Raw genomic sequence first — 22,642 nt, forward strand, 5'->3', positions numbered from 1 at the left:
ACGAAACCACCTACTTTTAGGAGTACGACATGTTCGGCAATCTCAACGGCTGGCACCTGGTCATCCTCCTCGTCGTCATCCTTCTGCTCTTCGGCGCGGCAAAGCTGCCTGCGCTGGCCAAGAGCATGGGCCAGTCGGCTCGCGTCTTCAAGGGCGAGATGAAGGCGATGCGCGAAGAGGACGCGTCTGCGGACGCCTCGAAGACCGATGACCAGGCGGCAACGCAGGCTTCGACGTCCGAGACGCCCTCGCCGTCCTCTGATCGTCCCTCCAGCTGACGGTCGTGGCAGCGGCAGGGTCCCGCGGCGCCACGGATAAGAAGCCAGAGCGCGCTGAGCGGCGCATGTCGCTCGGTGCGCATCTGCTCGAGTTCCGTCGCCGCCTCATGCTCGCGGCGGCGGGCCTTCTGGTCGGGATGATCGTCGCGTTCCTCGTGACGGATCCGATCATCGCGTTCATCGTCGAGCCGGTCAACAAGATCGCCGAGGAACGGGATGCCCTGGTGGGGCTGACCTTCAACTCGGTCACCGAACCGTTCGATCTCCGCATGCGCATGGCGTTCTCGATCGGCATCTTCCTCTCGGCACCCATCTGGATGTGGCAGATCTGGGCTTTCGTGATGCCCGGCCTGACGCGCAAAGAGATCAAGTACACGCTGGGATTCATGGCTGCCGCGATCCCGCTGTTCTTCGCCGGTTGCTACGTCGGCACGCTCGTCGTCCCGCATGTCATCGAGCTGATGGCGAACTTCACCCCCGAGGGGGCGAACAACCTCTACTCCGCGAAGATGTACTACGACTTCGTGTTCAAGATGATGATGGTGATCGGCGTGGCCTTCGTGCTGCCTGTCTTCCTCGTCGCGTTGAACTTCGCCGGCATCATGTCGGGGCGCGCGATCCTGAAGGGCTGGCGTGTGGCGGTGCTCATCGCGACGACCTTCGCGGCGCTGGCAACGCCGGCTGCGGATGTCGTCAGCATGCTGATGCTGGCGGGAATGCTCATCGTGCTGTACTTCGCGGCAGCGGGGCTCTCGGTTCTCCTCGACCGCCGTAAGCGCAAGCAGCGGATCGCCGCCGGACTCGATCCCGACATCGCCACGGCATGAGTTCGCCGGCTGAGCGCTACGCCGCCGCACGCTCCGCGTCGCAGCATCCTCAGACGCGGGCCTTCGCCGAAGCACAGCGCTTCGAGCTCGATCCCTTTCAGATCGACGCGTGCCAGGCTCTGGAGCGCGGCCACAGCGTGCTGGTCGCCGCGCCGACCGGCGCCGGCAAAACGATCGTCGGCGAGTTCGCGATCCACCTGGCCATGCAGACGCCGAACGACAAGGCGTTCTACACGACCCCGATGAAGGCGCTGTCGAACCAGAAGTTCCGCGAGTTGGTCGACGTCTACGGCGCCGCCGAGGTGGGTCTGCTCACCGGCGACACAAACATCAACGGCAACGCGCGCATCGTGGTGATGACCACGGAAGTGCTGCGCAACATGCTCTACGCCGGCTCTGACGCGCTGCGCGGTCTCCGCTTCGTGGTGATGGATGAGGTGCACTATCTCGCCGACCGGTTCCGCGGACCGGTGTGGGAAGAGGTGATCCTGCATCTCGCCCACGACGTGCGGCTGATATCCCTGAGTGCCACCGTCTCGAACGCGGAGGAGTTCGGCGACTGGCTCGACACTGTGCGCGGCGACACCGAAGTCATCGTCTCGGAGACCAGGCCGGTGCCGCTCGAGCAGCACGTTCTCGTGCGGGATGATCTCCTGCCGCTCTTCGACGATCGCGCCGGCGTCGCGACCGCGCAGGTGAATCAGGAGCTGTTCCGTATCCGGTCCTTCACCGGGTCGCGCTACGACAGCAACAGCCGGGCCCAGGCCTACAACAGCGCCCGTCACGCCGGCCGGCAGGCGCAGCGGCCGCCCCGCGGCGGCAAGCGCCCTGTCCGCGCGGCGAACATGCGCCGCATCGAGCGGATGGATCGCCCTGACGTGGTGCAGCTCCTGGAGCGATCGAACCTGCTGCCGGCGATCTTCTTCATCTTCAGCCGCGTGGGATGCGACGCCGCCGTGCAGCAGGTGCGGCGGGCGGGCATCCGTCTGACGACGCAGGAGGAGCGCGATCAGATCCGTGCGACCGTCACGGAGCGCACTGCCGCTCTGCAGGACGAGGATCTCGACGTGCTCGGATTCTGGGAGTGGCGCGACAACCTCGAGCGCGGCGTCGCTGCCCATCACGCGGGCATGCTGCCCGTGTTCAAAGAGGTCGTCGAGGAGCTCTTCCAGCGCAAGCTGGTCAAAGCGGTGTTCGCCACCGAGACGCTCGCTCTCGGCATCAACATGCCTGCCCGCACCGTCGTGCTGGAGAAGATGGAGAAGTTCAACGGCGAGGCCAGGGTGGCGATCACGTCGGGGGAGTACACGCAGCTCACCGGTCGTGCGGGTCGGCGCGGCATCGACGTCGAGGGTCACGCCGTGGTGCAGTGGACCGAGGGCATGGACCCGCAGTCCGTCGCGGCACTCGCGTCGCGGCGCACCTATCCGCTGAACTCCAGTTTCCGTCCCACCTACAACATGGCGGTCAACCTGATCGACCGCTTCGGTCGCACCAGGGCGAGAGAGATTCTGGAGTCCTCCTTCGCGCAGTTCCAGGCGGACCGCTCGGTCGTCGGGCTGGCAAGGAAGGTGCGAGACGCTGAGGAGTCGCTCGACGGCTATCTCAAGGCAATGCAGTGCGAGCGCGGCGACTTCCTCGACTATGCGGCGATACGGCGCGAACTGAGCGATCTCGAGAAGAAGAACCGTCGTGACGCCGGGCCTCGCGCCGCACGTGACAAGCGCCTCAAGAAGATCCAGCAGCTGCGCACCCGCATGCAGCGCCACGCATGCCACGGCTGCCCCGATCGCGAGGCGCACGCACGCTGGGCCGAACGCTACTTCACCCTGAAACGCGACACCGACCGGATCCGCAAGCAGATCGAGAAGCGCACCGGCAGTGTCGCCCGCATCTTCGACCGAGTGATCGATGTCCTGCAGATCGTCGACTACGTCTCCGGAACCGGTGACGAGCTGGAGCTGACGGATGCAGGACGCACCATGCGCCGCATCTACGGTGAACGCGACCTGCTGGTGGCCGAGGCGCTGCGCGCGCGGCTTTGGCGGAACCTGGACGCGCCTTCGCTCGCGGCGATGGCCTGCTGCCTGGTGTACGAGCCGCGCCGTGATGAGCAGAACGCGGGGGAGCGGGGCCTGCCACGCGGCGCGTTCCGCATCGCATACGACGCGACCACTCGCTTGTGGGCCGAGCTCGACGAGCTCGAGGAGGCGCACTCGCTGCCCCGCACGGAACCTCTTGCGCCAGGGCTCTCCGGCGCCATGCACTCCTGGGCGCGCGGCGGCGCTCTCGACAGGGTCCTGGTCGACGCCGACATGGCTGCCGGTGACTTCGTCCGCTGGGCCAAGCAGACCATCGACCTGCTCGACCAGCTGTCGATCGTCGCCGACGACGACGAGCTGGCGCGCACCGCGAGACGGGCCCTCGACGGCGTGCGGCGGGGCATCGTCGCCTACTCGGGGGTGTGACGGATGCTCTCCCGCCGGACCGGGGCTCGACCGCGCCCGCACGACGCGCCCGCCGCGCCTGAACGCCCGATGCTGCCGCTCTGGGCGGCGGTGCTCAGTGCGGCGCTGGCCGGGGTGTTGATGGATCTCGCATTCCCCTCAGTGGGTCTGTGGCCGTGCGCCTTCGTGGCGGTCGGGCTGTTGCTCCTCGCCCTGGACGGTCGCCGTATCGGAGGCGCGATCCTCGTCTCTGCGGTCTACGGCGCGGTGTTCTTTCCCCTGCTGGTGTTCTGGGCGACGCGATACCTGGGCGCCGTGCCATGGCTGGGGCTCGCCGGCGCCGAAACGGTTCTGACCTCGGTCGCCCTGGTGCCGATCGCGCTCGCCTACCGCTGGCTACCGCGCGCCTGGCCCGGGGCGAGGTCCGTTCTGCTGCCCGTCGTCGTCGGCGCCCTGTGGGCGATGTACGAGCTGTTCCTGGGCAACTGGCCATACGGGGGGTTCCCTTGGGCCAGATTGGGAATGACGCAATCGCAGGGCCCCATGGCCCCTGTCGTGTCGTGGATCGGCGTGACGGGACTCAGCTTCCTCATGGTCACGGCCGTGGCGCTGATCATCGAGTGCGTGCGCGCGTCGGGGTGGCGTCGCCCGATCGCGCTCGTCGCGCCGGCGGCGACAGTCGCCATTCTGCTGCTCACTCCGCTGTTCCCGACCTCTTCGACGGGGGCGATGCGCATCGGCGCGGTGCAGGGCAATGGCACCACCGGCTTCTTCGACGATCGAGAGCCGTACGGCGTGATCGAGGCGCAGACACGGGCCACTGAACCGCTCATCGGCGAAGAGGTGGATCTGCTGGTCTGGCCGGAGGGCGGCGTCGACTACGATCCGTTCCAGGACTCCGCCACCGCGCGGATGCTGACGCGTGTCTCCGCCCGCGTCGACGCCCCGCTGCTGGCGAACACCGCGACGGAGCGAGGCGACAATGCCTTCAACACCTCGTTCGTGTGGAATGAGGACGGCGCCACCGGTCAGACGCACGACAAGCGGCATCCCGTGCCGTTCGGCGAGTACGTGCCGAACCGAGAGTTCTTCAACGCGCTCGCGCCCGACCTGGTCGGCCTGCTCACCCGTGAGTACACGCCGGGAAGCAACTCACCGACCGTCGAGGTGGGCGGCATCGGGGTGGGTCTGGCGATCTGCTTCGACGTGATCTACGACGAGGTGATCCGCGAGAGCGTCGGAGCGGGAGCGGAGGTCCTGGTCTTCCAGACCAACAATGCCGATTTCCGCGGCACTGACGAGAATCTGCAGCAGCTGGCGTTCGCCCGCATGCGGGCAATGGAGACCGGCCGCAGTGTGGTGAACGTCTCGACCGTCGGCACGAGTCAGGTCATCCGCCCCGACGGGTCGACCGTCTCGAGCCTGGACGCGAATGAGGCCGGAGCGCTGCTCGAGGATGTCGAACTTCGCTCCGGCCTCACGGCTGGGGTGGTGCTGGGCCCGTGGGTGCAGCTTGTGCTGGCGCTCGCGGGGCCGGCCGCCCTGGTGGCCGCCTACGTCGGCTCACGCCGGCGACCGTGACTCAGGCGCCGATGCGCTCCCGTGTCGGGTCCTCGCCCGCGCCGCGACGTGCGCGCACGTAGGCGAGACGCTCCTCGAGCAGCTCCTCGAGCTCTGCGCGCGTACGGCGCTCGAGCAGCATGTCCCAGTGGGAGCGGGCGGACTTCTCCTCGGAATCGTCGAGCTTGACCGACTCGCCGTCGACCTGCAGCAGCGCCTCGGCGCCGCAGGTGCGGCATTCCCAGGTCTGCGGAGGCTCAGCATCGGCGGCGAACATCAGCGTGGTGTCGTGTCCGCACGTCGCGCACTTGTACGTGGTGGCGCGTCGCTCCATGAACACGACGCCCTCTTCACTCTGAAGGCTCTGGGCACCCAGTCGGATGCCTCGAAGGCTGCGATCTGCCATTGTGTGGTCCTCTCGTCGCTGTCAGGTATAACGGTCGCGGCTGTGCGGTTCATCCACACCGGCGAGAAGCGGCAGGGATTCACAGTGGAATCCCAGGGGCAGCGCTTTCCTGCCTCGGTCAGTCCCGATGCAGCAGCGAGACGGCGACGTCGGCGCGATCGCTGACGATGCCGTCCACCCCCATGGCGACGAGGCGGCGGATGTCGTCGGGCTCGTTCACCGTCCACACGTGCACTTCGACGTCGCGTGAATGAGCGGCGCGCAGCAGAGCGGGCGTGAGCACGCGGACGCCGTTGTACCGTTCCGGGATCTGCACCGCGTCGAGATCGGCGAGGATCCTGCCGGGGGAGAGGCGCATGCTCGACGCAGCGCGAAGCGCCATGATCGTACGGCGACCGCCGGAGGTGGCGGGTCGCAGGGCGGCACCGGCGCGCAGCGCGGCTTCGACCGCCGTGCGGCGACGCCGATCGGAGAAGCTGGTCAGCAGCACGCGTTCTGTGTGAGGTGCGACGAGCCGGCCCGCCGGTTCCGCGGCGGCATCCGTCTTCACATCGATGTTGAAGCGCGTGTCGGGAAACAGCTCCAGCGCCTCCGCAACCGTCAGCAGGCCGCCGTGATCCTCGAAGAGGGTCCGCAGTTCGGCGGTGCGGACGGTGGCTGTGGCTCTCGCGTCACCGGCGAGACGAATGAGCGTCTCGTCATGCACCAGCACCACGTCGCCGTCGACGGTGAGACGGCAGTCCGTCTCGATGTACTCCGCCCCGGAAGCGTGGGCGGCGGCGAAAGCGGCGGCGCTGTTCTCCCAAACCGGCGAGTCCTCGCGCGTCGTGGGTATCAGCCCGCGGTGGGCGAGGACTCTGGGGTGCCGGGTTCCGGCGAAGTACGGGTGCCTCACTCGGTGCGCTGCGAATCGAGCGGCGCTGCGCCCGGGCGGGGCGTGAACGCGCTGCCGATGCCCTTGAGCGCCTCGGTCAGCTCACTCGGGATGATCCACAGCTTGCTGGATTCGCTCTCGCTGATCTTCGGGAGCATCTGCAGGTACTGGTAGGCCAGCAGCTTGTCGTCGGGCTGACCCTGGTGGATGGCGGTGAACACGTTCTGGATGGCCTCGGCCTCGCCCTGTGCGCGCAGCACCGCTGCCTGCTTGTCGCCCTCTGCCTTGAGGATCGCAGCCTGACGCTGCCCCTCGGCCTCCAGGATCTGCGACTGCTTCGATCCCTCCGCGGTGAGGATGGTCGCGCGACGCTCACGCTCGGCGCGCATCTGCTTCTCCATCGAGTCCTGAATCGAAACGGGCGGGTCGATCGCCTTCAGCTCCACGCGCGAGACGCGGATACCCCACTTGCCCGTCGCCTCGTCGAGCACGACACGCAACTGGCCGTTGATGTTGTCGCGGCTGGTCAGGGCCTCTTCGAGGTTGAGCCCGCCGACCACGTTTCGCAGCGTCGTCGTGGTGAGCTGTTCGACCGCGCCGAGATAGTTCGCGATCTCGTACGTGGCGGCGCGAGCATCCGTCACCTGGAAGTAGACGACCGTGTCGATCGAGACGACCAGGTTGTCTTCGGTGATGACCGGCTGCGGTGGGAAGGACACCACCTGCTCGCGCATATCGATCAGCGGCCGCAGGCGGTCGATGAAGGGCACCAGCAGATTCAGACCCGGCGTGAGGGTCTTGTGGTAGCGGCCCAGCCGCTCCACAACCCCCGCAGTCGCCTGCGGAATGATCCGGATCGAGCGTGCGAGCGTCACCAACACGAAGATGATGACTGCGATCGCGAGGATCCAGGCGATGGCTGCGGGAAGGAACGAGTCGTCCATCGGATGCTCCTATTCGGCGACGGGTCGGACGATGGCGGTGGCACCGTGGATCTCGGACACCGCGACGCGGGCGCCCTGGGGGATGGGCACGCCGTCGAGAGCGCGCGCGGTCCAGGTGTCGCCGTTGCTGAGCTTGACCTGCCCGGAGATCTGGGTGATGTCCTGAAGCGCGGTGCCGCGCAACTCGATCAGCGCGTCGACATTGGACTTGGCCGGATCCTCTCCACGGCGAAGCCGATGCAGGAGAGGCGGGCGGAGGAAGAGGATGAATGCGGCAGCGCCGGCGGCGGCGATGATCACCTGCGCCCAGAGCGGCAGGCCCACGAGGTCGGTGACCAGTCCTGCCACGCCGCCGAGCGAGAGCATGAGGAAGGTGAAGTCGAGGGTGAGCATCTCGACCACAAGGAAGACCGCGATCAGCACCAGCCAGCCGATCCAGGCCCACTGCTCGATGCCTTCGACGAATGCCGTGAAACCGTCCATGCGCCCCTCCTGCGGTCAACCTACCACGGGCGTGCTCCGCGGGCCGCGGTGCGCCGGCGTTGTAGGCTGAAGTGTCGCCCTCCCGGGCGATTTCCGCGCATCAGGAGGAGTCAGAAATGACCCAGGTTCTCCCGGCCGGAGCCCTCGACGGCAAGGTGGCGCTCGTCACCGGCTCGTCGCGTGGCATCGGCGCCGACACCGTCCGCTACTTCGCCGAGGCCGGCGCGGACGTCGTCATCAACTTCCGCAACAAGGCGCCGCGAGCCGAGAAGCTGGCCTCCCAGATTCGGGAACTGGGCGTGCGCGCGCTCGTGGTCGGCGCCGACCTGACCGACCCTGAGTCGGTGCAGGCGATGTTCGATGCCGTTCGTCAGGAGTTCGGCCGCCTCGACATCCTCGTGTTGAACGCCTCCGGGGGCATGGAGTCCGGCATGGCCGAGGACTACGCGCTCAAGCTCAACCGAGACGCTCAGGTCGGCGCGCTGAAGGCGGCGGAGCCGCTGCTCGGCGACGGTTCGCGCGTGGTGTTCGTGACGAGCCATCAGGCGCATTTCATCCGCACGACTCCGACCATGCCCGAGTACGAGCCCGTCGCGAAGTCCAAGCGAGCCGGCGAGGACGCTCTGCGTGAGCTGGTGCCCGAGCTCGCCGAGAAGGGCATCGGCTTCACCGTGGTTTCCGGCGACATGATCGAGGGCACCATCACCGCGACACTGCTCGAGAGGGCGAATCCGGGAGCGATCGCGGGCCGCCGCGAGTCCGCCGGGAAGCTGTACAACGTGGCCGAGTTCGCAGCCGAGGTCGCCCGAGCGGCTGTCGATCCCGTGCCGGCCGACAACACGCGTCTGGTCGGAGACACCGCGGACTTCGTCACCGAGTGATTCATGTGAGGAGCCGGTCCCGCCGCACTCGACGGGACCGGCTCCTCACATCTCTGGATCAGACGATCTCGGCCGCGAGTGGATCGATCTGCTCGGCATCGCGCTTCATCGTCAGGGCGCGCATCAGCTGCAAAGCGCCCAGTACCACGAGCGACGCCCCCAGCATGATCCAGAGCACGGTGGCCGCGTACAGAGGCGAGAAGAGCACGACTACGCCGGCGATGATTCCCAGTACGGCGTAGAGCAGCGTCCACGCTTTGGAGGCGTCGGCACCGAGCAGACTGAGTGCGACGAAGCCGTCGACGATCCAGCTGACGCCGATGAAGACGGCAACGACCAGGGCGAAGGTGACGGTCGCTGCGGGCAGGTTGGCGAACGCGATGATCCCGGTCGCCATCTAGAGCAGGCCCAGCAGGATGTGACCTGCGCGCGCCCAGCCGCCTCCATTGCCGGAGAAGATGCCGAGCGCGATATACACCAACCCGCCGACGATCAGGTACGAGGCGAAGATGCCAGTGACGATGACCGCGGACTTCGTCGGCCAGATGAGCAGCACGAGCCCTGCTATCAATGCCAGCGCACCCGACACGGCCAGGAAGATCCGGACGGAGCGGACGAAGCCCTTCGTCTCAGCGAGCACATCGGTCATGATCAGCCCTTCTCTCGAACGAGTTCGCGCTCAGGATAGCGCTGTGCCATCGCGACTGCCACGATCGAAGGGCTGACGCATCGCTTCGGCGCGTGCGCTTCCCTGCAGCGCATGTGACGCTAGCCTCTCATCTGCACCCATCGTCTACGACCAGGAGTGACCCGCCTTGCCTGCACTGCATCCGGCCGACGGCCACGACGCCATCCGCGTCGAGGGCGCGCGCGAGAACAATCTGAAGAACGTGAGCGTGGAACTGCCGAAACGGCGTCTCACCGTCTTCACCGGGGTGTCGGGCTCCGGTAAGAGCTCCCTCGTCTTCGACACCATCGCTGCGGAGTCCCGCCGCATGATCGACGAGACGTACAGCGCCTTCGTGCAGGGGTTCATGCCCTCCGTACCACGACCCGACGTCGACGTGCTCGAGGGCCTCACCACCGCCATCATCGTCGACCAGGAACGCCTGGGCGCGAATCCCCGTTCGACCGTCGGCACCGTCACGGACGCGAATGCGATGCTGCGCATCCTCTTCTCCAAGCTCGGCAAGCCCTACATCGGCGGCCCGACCGCGTTCTCGTTCAACATCCCGACGCAGAAGGCCAGCGGCGTGATGACGGGCCCCGGTGGCGAGAAGAAGATCGTCAAGGACGCGATCTACCTGGGCGGGATGTGTCCGCGGTGCGAGGGCAGGGGAGCGGTGTCGGACATCGACCTCACGCAGGTCGTCGACGAGACGAAGTCGCTCGACGAGGGCGCGATCATGGTTCCCGGTTACACCGCCGACGGCTGGATGGTGAAGGGGTTCTCGCAGTCCGGCTTCTATCCGTCCGACAAGCCCATCGAGCAGTTCACCGAGAAGCAGCGGCACCTGTTCCTGTACGGCGAGGTGACGAAGGTCAAGATCTCGGGGATCAACATGACCTACGAAGGCCTGATCCCCAAGATCACGAAGGCGATGCTGTCGAAGGACCTCGACGCCTTGCAACCCCACATCCGGCGTTTCGTAGAGCGCGTTGCGACGTTCGCGACCTGCCCGGAATGTGACGGGACGCGGCTGACCGAGGGGGCGCGATCGTCGAAGATCGCGGGCATCAGCATCGCCGATGCATGCCGGATGCAGGTCACAGATCTGGCCGAGTGGGTGCGCGGGCTCGATCTCGCAGAAGCGGGACCACTGCTGAAGGCGCTCAGCGCCAACCTCGACGCGTTCGTCACCCTCGGCCTGGGGTACCTGAGCCTCGACAGGCCGTCAGGCACGTTGAGTGGGGGAGAAGCGCAGCGCATCAAGCTGCTGCGTCACCTCGGCTCATCGCTCACCGACGTCACCTACGTCTTCGACGAGCCGACCATCGGTCTGCATCCGCACGACATCCAGCGGATGAACGGACTGCTGCGCGAACTGCGAGACAAGGGCAACACGGTGCTCGTCGTCGAGCACAAACCTGAGGCGATCGCGATCGCCGACCACGTCGTCGACCTGGGCCCCGGCGCGGGGAGCAACGGCGGCGAGATCTGTTTCGAAGGCACCGTCGAAGGGCTGCGAGCGAGCGGGTCTCTCACCGGCCGGCACCTCGATGACCGGGCGGCGCTCAAACCCGCGGTGCGCAAGGCGACCGGCGTGATCGAGGTGCGCGGGGCAACCGCGAACAACCTGCAGGACGTGGACATCGACATCCCCACGGGCGTGCTCACCGTCGTGACCGGCGTGGCGGGATCCGGCAAGAGCTCGCTGATCCACGGATCGGTGTCGCCGCGAGAGGGCGTCATCGCGATCGACCAGTCCGCGATCCGGGGATCGCGACGCAGCAACCCCGCCACCTACACAGGGCTGCTCGAGCCGATCCGCAAGGCGTTCGCCAAGGCGAACGGCGTCAAGCCGGCGCTGTTCAGTGCCAACTCCGAGGGCGCGTGTCCCACATGCAAGGGGGCCGGTGTCATCATCACCGAGCTCGGGTTCATGGACACGATCGAGACGCCGTGCGAAGACTGCGGTGGCAAGCGGTTCCAGGCCGCAGTACTGGAGTACAAGCTGGGTGGGCTCGACATCACCGAGGTGCTGGACCTGCCGGTCGCGAAGGCGCGGGAGTTCTTCTCCTCGGGCGAAGCGAAGATCCCCGCAGCGGCTGCGATCCTCGGCCGGCTCGAAGATGTGGGGCTCGGCTACCTCTCGCTCGGTCAGCCCCTGTCGACTCTGTCGGGCGGTGAGCGGCAGCGCGTCAAGCTCGCCATCCAGATGGGGGAGAAGGGCGACGTCTACGTGCTCGACGAGCCGACCACCGGTCTGCACCTCGCAGACGTGCGTCAGATCCTCGGCCTGCTCGACCGGCTGGTCGACGACGGCAAGACCGTGATCGTCATCGAGCATCACCAGGCGGTGATGGCCCACGCGGACTGGATCATCGACATCGGCCCGGGTGCGGGCCATGACGGAGGCCGGGTCGTGTTCGAGGGCACACCCGCCGATCTCGTGGCTGCGGCATCGACCTTGACGGGTCAGCATCTGGCCGAGTACGTGGCCGGCTGAACGAGGAGAGCCGACGATGGCCACCGATCAGCGCGAGATCGACGAGCGGATCCAGACCTACTACGGTGAAGTCTTCGACGAGGAAGCCAGGCTGACCAGCCGCTCCGCCCAGGGGCCGCTGGAGTTCGCTCGCACGCAAGAGATCGTCCGGAGGCATGTGCCCGAGGGAAGCATCCTCGATATCGGCGGAGGAGCCGGCGTGCATGCCCGAGCGCTGGTGGACGGCGGATACGACGTCACCCTGATCGACCCCGTCTCACGGCATGTCGCGCAGGCGCGGGCCGCCGGCGTGCGAGCATCCGTTGCCGATGCACGTGACCTGCCGTTCGAGGATGCAGTCTTCGACGCCGCGCTCATGCTCGGGCCGCTCTACCATCTGGCGTCGAGCGCTGACCGGCAGGCAGCGCTCCGCGAGGCGCACCGCGTCGTGCATCCCGGCGGACACGTGTTCGCCGCAGGCCTTTCAAGATATATCGCGTTCGGCAAGGTCTCGCTCGCACGCGCGATGCCTGAGGAACTGCCGGGGGAGTGGGCCGCTCTCATCACCGGTGGAGCGCCCGTCTCGGGGATGCGGTTTCCGGCGGGGCATTACCACACAGCCGAAGAACTTCACGCTGAGCTGGAGGAAGCCGGGTTCTCCGAAGTCTCCGTCGTGGGCTTGGAGGGTCCCGCAGGCCTGTACCTGGAGACTGTCGCCGAGGCTGATGCGGAGTTGTCGGACGCGGCGCTCGAGCTCGCGCGGGCGGCCGAGGCCGTGCCCGGTATCCGCGACTTCAGCGCGCACCTGATCGGGATCGGCCGGGCCTGACCGCGTAGACGCCGTCCGTCTGCGAGCCCCGCCGGGGGTCTACTCTGTGAGTGTCTCTGACGGAAGGGGTCGGCCATGGGCGTCGAAAGCGGGCAGCTGGCTGAGCATCACGTGCCCGGCCCCGGCGAGAGCAGTGTCCCAGAGCTCGAAGAGGACGAGACCGTGGCGCCGCGGCCCGAGGAGGCCATCGCCGACGTGCTGCGGGCGAAACCCGACGTCGCCGACCACAGTCGCGGTACAGGTGGGAACCTGCGGTGAGAACGCTTGCGCGGAGTCTGCTGTCGGCAGGATTCGCGTTCGTTCTCGCATTCGCCATGCTCATCCTCGAGAACGGAATCATCGCTGACGTGTCCGGCGGCGTCGGTACGGTCACGTCCGTACAGGCGGGCGTGGGAATCGCGGGAGCCGGGCTGGTTGTTCGGGGTTCGGTCTGCTGGTCATCGCTGCGCGTCGCCTCACCGCGCGCACACCGGCGCCCAGGGCTGCGACCTAGGTGCGGGATCGCGAGCCTGCAGACCGCATCAATATAATCCGATAATGCACATTATGTCAGCTTGAGGACCTCCACGAACCAGTTGAGTCGCGGAGTCGGGTCGGTCCTCTCTCACGCGAGCGCAGGGACCACCCATGCGGCAGCAGCGAACCCTGCAACAGACACGAGCAGCAGAAGAACGATCCCTGCGCCGACGACCCACGACCGCCGCCTGGAGAGCACCACCGTGGCAAGGATCGCTGCTAGACACGCAACTGCTATGACGACAGTCCAAACGGTGGCCGCGACTTGCCGATCGTGGGCGAAGCAGTTTCGCGGGCCTGGCATCGTCAGAGCACACACCTCTGGCCCGACCGGGACGGCAACCCACCAGATCAAGCCGACCGCGATGAGCGCGAGCAGTGTCATGATCAGAATCCCGACCACCATGGCCGCAGTCGGCCGGACTGAGGAGCGTCTTCCCTCGAGGGCCGTCATTTCCTCATCATAAGAGGGCCGCCGTCTCCCCCGCGTTCGCCGGTCCACCGGGACAGCACTCGCGAGAATCCCCTCCTCGCGTGGGACAATCTTTTGTGCTTCCGACCACGCATGAACCAGCGGGCTACTCCTGCCCGTTCTGCAGGCTTCAGCAGGGACTGTTCGACGAGCGGAACGCGGCATCCGACATCATCGCTGTCACGGAACGTGCTTATGCGCGCATCGCCCCTAAGTGGTGGCCGGGCAATCACGGCGCGGTTCTCGTGATCCCGCGCGTGCACGTGGAGAACATCTATGGAATCTCGGCGGCGGACGGGTTCGCCGTGTGGGACCTCGTGCAGCGCGTCGCCACGAGCATGCGTTCCGCCTACGGATGCGACGGTACTTCGATCCGGCAGCACAACGAGCCGGGTGGCGATCAGGACGTCTGGCATCTCCATGTGCACGTCTTCCCCCGCCACGAGAACGATCGTCTCTACCTTCGGCACGATGAGTCCGGGTGGTTCTCTCCTGCCGATCGTGAGCCGTACGCACTGAAGCTGCGCCGTGCACTACAGCTGCCGTACACGTTCGACGACTGACCCGCGCGCGAGCGACCATCACCACTCCCCTGCGCCGGCGCTCGAACCGCGGTCACCGCCGCCCATGGTCTGCTTGATGAGACGTCGGTCATTCCTCGGACGTGACAACGCCGCTCCCCCGTCGCCTAGGCTCTCGAATGTGAAGGCCGCCATACAGATCACGATCGCGGAGAGCCTGGCAGCCGGCGACCTCGCCCGGATCGAGGCGCTCCTCGCGCAGTTGTCATTGACGGCCACCTTCGAGCCGTCTCGCGTGCAGATGATGCTCACGACACCGGGAGTGGACCTCTTCGTCGCCCGCGACGCGGAGCGCATCGTCGGGATGGCGACGCTCGTGACGTTTCCACTCGTCACCGGCTGGCGCGGGATCGTCGAGGATGTGGTCGTGGACCATCTGGCCCGTGGGCGAGGCGTAGCGCGATCGCTGCTCGAAGCGATCATCGACGAGTCCGACCGGCGCCGTCTTCGCACCCTCGACCTCACGTCTCGTCCGTCACGCGAGTCAGCGCTTCGTCTCTACGAATCGGTCGGGTTCCGGCCTCGCGACACGAATGTCCTGCGATACGCCCCGCCGTCGGACGGCTGAACAGCAGCCATACGGAAATGCCAACACGCAACCTTGTGCAGGGCCGGCGGGATCACGCCGGCCTGCTCGGCGATGCAAGGCCGTAGACGTCCAGCCCGCCCGGCACGACAGCGACGGTCGCCGACACCGTACGATCTTCGGACGCACTCGGCGTGACCTCGCCGTCGTGCGCAAAGCCGACAGGCTCCGACACACCAGCCTGCGCCTCGATGCGCAGCGACGTCGTGGTGAACGACTCGATCGTTGCCAAGCGCGCACGCCCCGGAACGCGGTCGAGCATGGCCGAGGCCCGTACACCGAAGGCAAGCGCGACCAGCCCGCGAAGCCGCGGCATGCGACCTCGAGCATGCAGCACCCGCACGTCCAGCACCCCATCGTCGAGGCGTCGACGCTGCAGTGGCACCATGGAGGTCGACGAATTCGCCCCTGTCGCGACCGCCACCGACCAGACTCTGGCGGGGCGCCCGTCGACGCGGACGTCGATCGTCACAGCGCGCGCCAGCACCTTCGCGGCTGCGACAAGAGCTGCGACCGGCTTGCCGAGACGGTTCTCCATCGACTCCCGCTCCGCCACGAAGTCGGGATAGATTCCGACGGACGCCGCGTTCAGCACCGTGAGCGGCTCGTCCCCTTCGATCGTCAGCTCGGCGATGTCCACGCGCCGTCCTGCACCAGAGCGCACCGCGTCGACGGCGTCGTCGATCGTCGGCGCGCCCGCGGTGCGGGCGAAATGATTGAACGTCCCGCCGGGGAAGATCAGCAGCGGAAGGCCGGCGCGTCGAGCGGCATCTGCGACGGCCGCGACCGAGCCGTCGCCACCCCACACGCCGAGCACTAGAGGCGGCCTCGCCGACGCGAGCGCGTCGCGAACCAGTTCGGCGATGTCATCGCCTTCCTCGAGGACGTGAGTCGCGGCACCGGGCAGCGCCTCGGAAAGGAAGTTCACAGGCTCAGGTCGCAGTGGATCGATACCTGATGCGGTGTTCACGAGGATGAGCGCTCCGGTACCGTCGGGCAGCGCAGGCAGCTCGACCGCGGGCGCCGAACGCGCAGGCTCCCGGATGCTGCGTGCAGGCACCAGCAATCTCCCGGTTACCGCGACGGCCGACCCGAGCGCCGCTCCGCCGACGACATCGGAGAGCCAGTGAGCACCCGTGTGCAGACGCGAGTAGGCCACGGCGGCACCGAGCGGTGCGAGGATCACGCCGCTGCGGCGCGATTCCAGGGCCACCCCGGTGACGAACGCCGCAGCCGAAGCGGAGTGCCCCGAAGGGAAGGAGGCCGACGTCGGCGTCTTCTTGAGCCGTCGTGGCACCGGCACGTCCTTGAGCACCGGACGGTCACCGCCGAAGATCTGCTTTCCCACGAGATTGGCCAGTGCGCTGCCGACGACAAGCGATGCGACACCGCGGACCGCTCCCCGCCGCGCCGCTCCCCCGAGCGCGTAGAGAACCACGGCGATGCCGATCCACAGTCGGCTGCGATCTGCCAGGTGCGAGAGCCGCGCAAGGGCTCGGTCCAGACTCGGCAGATGCCGGTGACCGTTGATGGCTCTGGAGGCGAGCGCGTCCGCCCGGCGCATCCACCGCGGCAGGATGCGCACGCGACGCAAGGCGATGAACGGATGTGCGGTCAGCCCCATCTTCTGAGCGTAGACCTCTGGACCGGCGGCGGGGAGGGGCAGACCCGGCTCCGGAGTGCGCGACGACCCCCGCCGCTGTCTGGCTGGTGCAGGATGGAGCCGTGCCCAGCTTTCCCGATGCGACGCTCACGACCTCCACGGGTCTGACGCTTTCATCCCTCATGGCCTCAGATGCATCTGCACTCATGAGCGCGTTCTCGGATGCCGAGCTGCGCCGCTGGCTGCCGTTGCCATCGCCGTACACGATGGATCTCGCGGAGTCCTGGTGCACGAGCACCTCCAGGGAACTGCTCGAGTCGGGCCGGGGTTTCGTTCTCGGGGTCCGCGATCGTGACGCGCTGGTCGCGAGCATCGACGCGAAGCGGGTCGACTGGCGCGCGCGCACGCTCGAGCTGAGCTACTGGACTGCCGCCTCCCATCGCGGGCACGGCGTCATGTCGACCGCGGTCCGGCGCGTGGCCGACTGGGTCATCGGCGAGCTGGGCTTCGAGCGCATAGAACTGCGCATCGCGACCGAGAACGTCGGCTCCCTGCGAACGGCCGCCCGCGCCGGTTTCGTGCGGGAGGGAGTCGCCCGCAACGCGGGATTCACGGATGCCGGGCGCGTGGATCTCGCCGTCTTCTCTCTGATCCGTTCAGATCGGCCGAGCAGCGGCTGACCCGCGGTCAGATCCGACCCCGCATCGGGGTGCGCTCGACGGGATCGCCCTCCTCCGGCATCGTCATCTCGGCACGCACGCCCAGCAGGCGCACCTCGCGCGTACGGTCGAGCATCTGCCCCAGCGCAAGCGCAGCATCCACGAACTCACCGCGATCCAGGGTCGGTTGCGGCAGCTTCCTTCCGATGGTCTTCGTCTCGAACGGTGCGTACCGCACCTTGAGATGCACGCGGGTCACCGGTCGTCCCTCGGCCGCGCAATCGGCGTACGCATGCTCGGCGAGTTCCCGAATCGCGACGTCGACTTCGCCCGGTGCGGCCAGGTTCTGCTGAAAGGTGATCTCTCGGCTGTGGCTGCGCGCGACCCACGGTGTGTCGTCGACGACCGCGGGGCCGTTCCCCGAACCGAGGCCGTGGTACCAGGCGCCCAACTTGGGCCCGAACTCCCGAAGCATGGCTTCATGGTCGGCGTCCGCCAGCTCGCGCACTGTGCGGATCCCGTGTGACGCGAGACGCTTCTCGATCTTCGCGCCGACGCCCCACAGCTCCCGCGTGGAGCGCTCGCCCATCACGTCGAACCAGTTCTGCTCCGTCAGACGGAAGACTCCCCCGGGCTTGCCGAACTCTGTGGCGATCTTCGCCCGCACCTTGTTGTCGCCGATGCCGACCGAGCACCTCAGGCCGGTCGCCTCGAGCACCGCCCGCTGCGCCTCACGGGCGACAGCCTCGGGGTCGGCGGTCCGGACGCCGAGAAAGCATTCGTCCCACCCGATGACCTCGAGCACGACATCGGGAAGCGCGCGAAGGGTCGCCATCACGTGATCCGACGCCGCCTCGTACGCCTCGTGATCCACCGGCAGGAAGACGGCGTCCTCGGGTGCCTTTCGCGCAGCGATCTTCAGCGGCATGCCCGACCCGATCCCATACTGTCGCGCCTCGTACGAGGCCGTCGAGACCACGGCGCGCTCGGTCGGATCCCCGCGCCCGCCGACGATGACCGGGCGTCCTGCCAGCTCGGGCCGACGCAGCACCTCGACCGCCGCGATGAACTGATCCATGTCGACGTGCAGCACCCACGAAGCGAACCCCATGCCTCGAGTGTGCCGTGCGCAGGCCCTGTTCGTCACTCCTGTCGACTCGCTTCGCACGATCGCGCCCGCACTCCTCGCGGGACTAGCGTGGGAACGTGACCTCCTCCCCGCCGCTTCGCTCGACACCGGCCTGGCGCGCGTGGCTGATCTGGTCGGTCGCCGTCGCCGCGTACATGCTGGCGATCGCGAACCGGGCGTCCCTCAGCGCCGTCGGCGTCGACGCCGCTGAGCGTTTCCAGGCAGACGCCTCCACTCTCTCACTCTTCGCGGTGGTGCAGCTCGCCGTGTACGGCGGGATGCAGCTGCCGATCGGCGTGCTGCTCGACCGCCACGGCTCACGCCCGATCATGGCGATCGGTATGGTCCTGATGGCGCTCGGTCAGCTGGTCATGGCCCTCTCCCCCAGCATCGGCATCGCCTTGATCGCGCGAGTGCTCCTGGGCGCCGGCGACGCGGCCGTCTTCCCCGCCGCGCTGCGTCTGGTCGCGACTTGGTTCCCCGCACAGCGCGGTCCACTGATGATGCAGCTGACAGGCCAGCTGGGTCAGCTCGGCCAGCTCGTGGCGCTGATCCCCGTCGCCGCCCTGCTGCATGCGACGACGTGGACCATCACCTTCGGCAGCATCGCCGGCCTGGGGGTTCTCTTCGCGATCCTCGTCTGGGCGCTGATCCGCAACCGCCCGCCCGAGCGCGCCGCCGATGTCACCGTGAACACCGAGACCGGAGTCGTCAAGGTGGTGACCTCGGCCATCGACACCGGCGTCGGCATCGGGGCCGCATGGGCGCATCCTGGCACACGGCTCGCATTCTGGTCGCACTTCACGACGCCGTTCGCCGGCACGGCGTTCGTGCTGCTGTGGGGCATGCCGTTCCTCACAGCGGGGGAAGGCCTGCCGACGGCCGCAGCTGCCGGCGTGCTGTCACTGTTCGTCGTCGCCGGCATGGTGTTCGGACCCCTGCTCGGCGAACTGTCCCGCCGCATTCCCACGCGACGATCCCTCGGCCTCGTGCTGCCCACGGTCGCCGTTCAGCTTCTCGCCTGGATCGTCGTCATCGTCTGGCCCGGGCCGGCGCCGACCTGGCTGCTTGTGCTGCTGGTGATCGCGCTCGCCGCCGGCGGCCCTGCCTCGATGATCGCGTTCGACCATGCGCGCACGCACAACCCCGCCCATCGGCTGAGCACGGCTACCGGCCTGACGAACGCTGGCGGCTTCCTCGCCGCACTCATCGCGATCTTCCTGATCGGCCTCACTCTCGATCTGCAGGGTGCCGGCACGCCGGAGACGTACTCACTCGACGCGTTCCGTCTCGCGTTTCTCACCCAGGTTCCGCTGTGGCTGCTGGGCGCCGTGTTCATCGTGATCGAGCGCAAGCGCACTCGGATCCGGATGGGGCTCGATCCGGAGAGGAAGCGATGATCAGCGCTCGTGTCACAGACCGAGAGCCTGGAAGGTCTCCACGACCAGTTCGACGCTGACGCGGGCGGGCACCTCGGCATCCCCGTCCTCGAACTCCGCGAACTCGACGCCGCGGACGCTGTCGGCGGGCACTGCGGCGAAGATCGCCGCGACCTGATGCGGCAGCAATCCGCCGCCGACGCGGTATGCAGCAGGGATGTATCCGGGCTCGAGCACATCCCAATCCACGTGGATCCACACGTCGCGCCCTGCGACGACTCGAGCCACGCTCTCGGGCGTGCTCTCGGATGGGCTGAGCACGGTCACGCCGTGTTCGGCGAGCAGACGCTCCTCGGCGGCGTCGATGTCGCGCGCCCCGACGATGACGACCTGCTGAGGGTTCAGCCCGGCGCCATGCCCGCTGTCCCACAGTCCGCAGGCGGCGGCGACCACCATGCCACCCAGATAGCCGGACTCGGTCGTGGCAGGCGTGTTGAAATCCCCGTGCGCGTCGATCCACAGCAGGACCGCGTCCGGGAAGTTCTCAGCGACGGTCGGAAGGGTGCCGAGGCTTGCCGCGCACGTGTTCGTGGCGAGCACGGGCCGGCGTCCGGCGTCGAGTGAATCCCGCAGCGCCGCACGGAGCGCGATGAGTGTGTCGGATGCCGCCGGCAGACAGACCGACCAGTCGTCCGTCGCCGGAGCCGAAGGCGAGCCGACGATGCGCGGCGGCACGTCGAGAAGTGCGGACAGCGCTTGGCCGGTCTTGAGCGCGCCGGGGATCGCCCCCGACGTCCGATCTGCGACCCGCCCCTGCGAGACGATGACGTCGACCTTCTGTGCCATGTGCATACTCTCCTCGTTCCTGCTCATCGTCGTGGCGTCCAGCCGAGCGGACGCGCTCCTCCCCTGGCACCGCGCTCCACATCCGCACGAGCCGACCAGCCTTGGGCGGCATCCCGTCCGTCGAAGCCTCCGCGCGCCATCCGCATGCCCACATCGTCATGGTGCATACGGGGCCCGCCACCGCGGCGCACCGACGCGCGCACGCTCCAGGCTCCGTCCGCGAACCCGCCGCCACGGAAGACCCGGTAGTCGTCGTAACGTTCCGGATCGAGCAGGTCCCAGCACCACTCCCAGACGTTGCCCAGCATGTCGAACAGCCCGTTCAGGTTCGGCAGCCGTCCGCCGACATCCTGCGGCGCGTCCACGCCGTCGAGTGCGGTCCACGCGGTCTCCCCCAGCGGGCCGTAATGCGGTCCGCTGGACCCTGCACGGCAGGCGTACTCCCACTCCGCCTCGGTGGGCAGCCGGAAGCCTTCGCTGTCGACATGCCACGTGACGTCCTCGCCGTCGAAGGAGTACGCCGGATCGAGTCCTTCCCACTCCGACGCCGCATTGCAGAAGCGGATCGCCCGCAGCCAGCTGAGGTCCCGAGCGGGGCGCCGCGGATGCTGCGCGGGGATGCCGATCACCTCGGCGAACTGCTCCTCTGTGACGGCGTACACACCGATCTCGAACGGCTCCAGCCGCACGGTGCGGTGCTCTCGGCGACGTGCATCGTGCAGGCTGACGACGCCGGCCGGGAGTGACCGCATCTCCCAGGTGTCCACGATTCAACCCGCCACGGTATCTGGACGCCGACGGCCTGCGGCGTGCTCGTCGCCACCGCTCAGGCGCACGGCGAAGATCCGCATGAAGAACTGGCACATCGGTCCGACGAGCAGGGCGAATGCGACGGTGCCGACGCCGACAGTACCGCCGAGCGCCCATCCGATGGCGACGACGGTCACCTCGAGCGCGGTGCGCACCACCCAGATCGGCAGGCCGAGTCGCGCGTGAAGCCCGGTCATCAGTCCGTCGCGCGGCCCCGGACCGAAGTGCGCGCCGATGTACATCCCCGTCGCGGCCGCGAGCACGGTCAGTCCGATCGCGAAGAACAGCACCTGCAAGGCCAGCGCGTCGGGGTACGGGATGACCATGAAGCCGACATCGGCCGAAGGCCCCACGAACAGGGCGTTCACGATCGTTCCGATCCCCGGCCTCTGTCTGATCGGTATCCACAGCAGCAGCACCAACACGCTCACCAGCACCGTGATGACGCCGAAGCTGAGCGGCACGTGGAAGGAGAGCCCCTGGATGAGCACATCCCACGGTGCTGCACCGATGGACCCCGCGGATGATGAAGGCGATCCCGATGCCGTACAGGAACACGCCGACGCAGAGCTGCAGGATGCGCCGCGGGAGCCTGACGCCGCTCACGCGGCTCATCGCGGTGTCCGCTCGACCCAGGTGGCGTGCTTGGGCGCCCGGCCGTCGCCGGAAGACGTGCGGGTCACTCGCCGCTGAATCCACGGGCCGACGAACTGACGGTAGTAGGCGAAGCCCTCCGGACCCGCCGGCGGATGCTGCGAGGGCGACCACCATTCCGCAGGCGGCTCGAGTCCCAGCGCATGCAGCACGCGGGCAGCGACCCTGTGGTGGCCATGCGCGTTCATGTGCAGGCGATCCTCTGACCAGTACTGCGGTGCGGAGAGCTCGGTGTCGGGCCAGTTCAGCGCTCGGATCACATCCGGTCTGTCCTCGATGCGCCGGAGCACTGCGGCCGAAAGCTCATCCCCACGGCGCTGCACCAGGCGCCCGACCGGCAGGCGTGCGCTGGGATTCGCACCGGACAGCACGATCAGCCGAACGCCCTCCTCGTCGCAACGGCGCAGCACACGGCTGAACGCATCGGCGATGTGCTCGATGTCGGCGTTCGGCCGCAGCATGTCGTTGCCACCGCCGTTGAACGAGAGGTGGGTCGGCCGCAACGACAGTGCCGGCTCGAGCTGCTCTTCGACGATGGGCCAGGCGAGACGGCCGCGGATCGCGAGATTGGCGTACTGGATCGGATGCCCCGTCGCATCGGCCCAGCCCTGAGCTGCGATGTCGGCCCAGCCGCGCACACGCCCGTCCGGCAGCTCGTCGCCGACGCCCTCCGTGAAGGAGTCCCCGATCGCCACGAAACGCACTGCTGCCATGCCTTCCAGCCTAGAG

At 67.8% G+C, this 22,642-nt stretch carries 25 protein-coding genes; 12 read left to right on the plus strand and 13 right to left on the minus strand.

Features of this window, described 5'->3' with window-relative positions; all coding sequences use genetic code 11:
* The first annotated feature begins 29 nt into the window (after positions 1-29).
* The 4 genes from tatA (at position 30) to lnt (ending at position 5,133) form a co-directional block, all read left to right on the plus strand.
* Positions 30-278 (plus strand): Sec-independent protein translocase subunit TatA, encoded by a 249-nt coding sequence (gene tatA / locus RIN43_RS12270; protein ID WP_309129206.1) that lies wholly within the window; start codon positions 30-32, stop codon positions 276-278.
* Between the two features lie 65 nt (positions 279-343).
* On the plus strand, positions 344-1,105 hold the full coding sequence (gene tatC, locus RIN43_RS12275; protein ID WP_309129207.1) for a twin-arginine translocase subunit TatC: 762 nt from the start codon (positions 344-346) through the stop codon (positions 1,103-1,105).
* Positions 1,102-3,573: a DEAD/DEAH box helicase gene (locus RIN43_RS12280; protein ID WP_309129208.1), complete on the plus strand. Its 2,472-nt coding sequence runs from the start codon at positions 1,102-1,104 to the stop codon at positions 3,571-3,573. Before tatC ends, RIN43_RS12280 begins: the two co-directional genes overlap by 4 nt.
* 3 nt (positions 3,574-3,576) lie before the next feature.
* Positions 3,577-5,133 (plus strand): apolipoprotein N-acyltransferase, encoded by a 1,557-nt coding sequence (lnt, locus tag RIN43_RS12285; RefSeq protein ID WP_309129209.1) that lies wholly within the window; start codon positions 3,577-3,579, stop codon positions 5,131-5,133.
* Position 5,134: 1 nt separating this feature from the next.
* Here lnt and RIN43_RS12290 read toward each other — a convergent pair whose 3' ends face one another.
* From RIN43_RS12290 to RIN43_RS12305, 4 genes are all read right to left on the minus strand, one after another.
* The gene (locus tag RIN43_RS12290; protein WP_309129210.1) at positions 5,135-5,518 is read right to left on the minus strand and encodes an RNA polymerase-binding protein RbpA; all 384 of its coding nucleotides are present in this window, start codon (positions 5,516-5,518) and stop codon (positions 5,135-5,137) included.
* Between the two features lie 118 nt (positions 5,519-5,636).
* Complete coding sequence (locus RIN43_RS12295) at positions 5,637-6,413, minus strand: glycerophosphodiester phosphodiesterase family protein (protein ID WP_309129211.1); 777 nt, start codon at positions 6,411-6,413, stop codon at positions 5,637-5,639.
* Positions 6,410-7,336: an SPFH domain-containing protein gene (locus RIN43_RS12300; protein ID WP_309129212.1), complete on the minus strand. Its 927-nt coding sequence runs from the start codon at positions 7,334-7,336 to the stop codon at positions 6,410-6,412. The genes RIN43_RS12295 and RIN43_RS12300 overlap by 4 nt, the downstream gene beginning before the upstream one ends.
* A 9-nt stretch (positions 7,337-7,345) precedes the next feature.
* The gene (locus RIN43_RS12305) at positions 7,346-7,819 is read right to left on the minus strand and encodes an NfeD family protein (protein ID WP_309129213.1); all 474 of its coding nucleotides are present in this window, start codon (positions 7,817-7,819) and stop codon (positions 7,346-7,348) included.
* Positions 7,820-7,935: 116 nt separating this feature from the next.
* Between RIN43_RS12305 and RIN43_RS12310 the strand changes: the two genes are divergently transcribed.
* On the plus strand, positions 7,936-8,700 hold the full coding sequence (locus RIN43_RS12310) for an SDR family oxidoreductase (protein WP_309129214.1): 765 nt from the start codon (positions 7,936-7,938) through the stop codon (positions 8,698-8,700).
* Between the two features lie 58 nt (positions 8,701-8,758).
* Here RIN43_RS12310 and RIN43_RS12315 read toward each other — a convergent pair whose 3' ends face one another.
* Together RIN43_RS12315 and RIN43_RS12320 are read right to left on the minus strand one after the other, a co-directional pair.
* Entirely contained in the window at positions 8,759-9,097 is a 339-nt protein-coding gene (locus RIN43_RS12315; protein WP_309129215.1) for a DUF308 domain-containing protein, read from the minus strand.
* Positions 9,098-9,349, minus strand: coding sequence for a DUF308 domain-containing protein (locus RIN43_RS12320; protein ID WP_309129216.1), 252 nt, complete (start codon positions 9,347-9,349; stop codon positions 9,098-9,100).
* Between the two features lie 166 nt (positions 9,350-9,515).
* On the opposite strand from RIN43_RS12320, the gene RIN43_RS12325 reads away from it, so the two are divergent.
* From RIN43_RS12325 to RIN43_RS12335, 3 genes are all read left to right on the plus strand, one after another.
* Positions 9,516-11,870, plus strand: a complete 2,355-nt coding sequence (locus tag RIN43_RS12325; protein WP_309129217.1) for an excinuclease ABC subunit UvrA — start codon at positions 9,516-9,518, stop codon at positions 11,868-11,870.
* Between the two features lie 16 nt (positions 11,871-11,886).
* Positions 11,887-12,678: a class I SAM-dependent methyltransferase gene (locus tag RIN43_RS12330; protein WP_309129218.1), complete on the plus strand. Its 792-nt coding sequence runs from the start codon at positions 11,887-11,889 to the stop codon at positions 12,676-12,678.
* 75 nt (positions 12,679-12,753) lie between these two features.
* Complete coding sequence (locus tag RIN43_RS12335; RefSeq protein ID WP_309129219.1) at positions 12,754-12,936, plus strand: hypothetical protein; 183 nt, start codon at positions 12,754-12,756, stop codon at positions 12,934-12,936.
* A gap of 346 nt (positions 12,937-13,282) precedes the next feature.
* Here the strand turns inward: RIN43_RS12335 and RIN43_RS12340 are convergent, their stop codons facing one another.
* Positions 13,283-13,648 (minus strand): hypothetical protein, encoded by a 366-nt coding sequence (locus RIN43_RS12340; RefSeq protein WP_309129220.1) that lies wholly within the window; start codon positions 13,646-13,648, stop codon positions 13,283-13,285.
* Between the two features lie 80 nt (positions 13,649-13,728).
* Between RIN43_RS12340 and RIN43_RS12345 the strand changes: the two genes are divergently transcribed.
* Together RIN43_RS12345 and RIN43_RS12350 are read left to right on the plus strand one after the other, a co-directional pair.
* Positions 13,729-14,229, plus strand: a complete 501-nt coding sequence (locus RIN43_RS12345) for an HIT family protein (protein ID WP_309129221.1) — start codon at positions 13,729-13,731, stop codon at positions 14,227-14,229.
* 139 nt (positions 14,230-14,368) lie between these two features.
* On the plus strand, positions 14,369-14,815 hold the full coding sequence (locus RIN43_RS12350; RefSeq protein ID WP_309129222.1) for a GNAT family N-acetyltransferase: 447 nt from the start codon (positions 14,369-14,371) through the stop codon (positions 14,813-14,815).
* A gap of 52 nt (positions 14,816-14,867) precedes the next feature.
* Here the strand turns inward: RIN43_RS12350 and RIN43_RS12355 are convergent, their stop codons facing one another.
* Positions 14,868-16,457 (minus strand): phosphatase PAP2 family protein, encoded by a 1,590-nt coding sequence (locus tag RIN43_RS12355; RefSeq protein WP_309129223.1) that lies wholly within the window; start codon positions 16,455-16,457, stop codon positions 14,868-14,870.
* A 101-nt stretch (positions 16,458-16,558) separates the two neighbouring features.
* Between RIN43_RS12355 and RIN43_RS12360 the strand changes: the two genes are divergently transcribed.
* On the plus strand, positions 16,559-17,116 hold the full coding sequence (locus tag RIN43_RS12360) for a GNAT family N-acetyltransferase (protein WP_309129224.1): 558 nt from the start codon (positions 16,559-16,561) through the stop codon (positions 17,114-17,116).
* Positions 17,117-17,123: 7 nt separating this feature from the next.
* Here RIN43_RS12360 and RIN43_RS12365 read toward each other — a convergent pair whose 3' ends face one another.
* Positions 17,124-18,206: a DNA polymerase IV gene (locus tag RIN43_RS12365; RefSeq protein WP_309129225.1), complete on the minus strand. Its 1,083-nt coding sequence runs from the start codon at positions 18,204-18,206 to the stop codon at positions 17,124-17,126.
* A gap of 173 nt (positions 18,207-18,379) precedes the next feature.
* Here RIN43_RS12365 and RIN43_RS12370 point away from each other — a divergent pair, with 173 nt between their 5' ends.
* Entirely contained in the window at positions 18,380-19,624 is a 1,245-nt protein-coding gene (locus RIN43_RS12370; RefSeq protein ID WP_309129289.1) for an MFS transporter, read from the plus strand.
* 12 nt (positions 19,625-19,636) lie between these two features.
* Here the strand turns inward: RIN43_RS12370 and RIN43_RS12375 are convergent, their stop codons facing one another.
* The 4 genes from RIN43_RS12375 to RIN43_RS12390 all read right to left on the minus strand — a co-directional run bounded on the left by RIN43_RS12375 (position 19,637) and on the right by RIN43_RS12390 (position 22,626).
* The gene (locus RIN43_RS12375; RefSeq protein ID WP_309129226.1) at positions 19,637-20,449 is read right to left on the minus strand and encodes an arginase family protein; all 813 of its coding nucleotides are present in this window, start codon (positions 20,447-20,449) and stop codon (positions 19,637-19,639) included.
* A 23-nt stretch (positions 20,450-20,472) separates the two neighbouring features.
* Positions 20,473-21,201, minus strand: a complete 729-nt coding sequence (locus RIN43_RS12380; protein ID WP_375163747.1) for a formylglycine-generating enzyme family protein — start codon at positions 21,199-21,201, stop codon at positions 20,473-20,475.
* An 18-nt stretch (positions 21,202-21,219) separates the two neighbouring features.
* Positions 21,220-21,750, minus strand: coding sequence for a hypothetical protein (locus RIN43_RS12385; RefSeq protein ID WP_309129228.1), 531 nt, complete (start codon positions 21,748-21,750; stop codon positions 21,220-21,222).
* Between the two features lie 120 nt (positions 21,751-21,870).
* Positions 21,871-22,626: an SGNH/GDSL hydrolase family protein gene (locus RIN43_RS12390; RefSeq protein WP_309129229.1), complete on the minus strand. Its 756-nt coding sequence runs from the start codon at positions 22,624-22,626 to the stop codon at positions 21,871-21,873.
* Positions 22,627-22,642 lie beyond the last annotated feature (16 nt).

Source organism: Microbacterium sp., from assembly GCF_031178445.1.
Classification (GTDB): domain Bacteria; phylum Actinomycetota; class Actinomycetes; order Actinomycetales; family Microbacteriaceae; genus Microbacterium.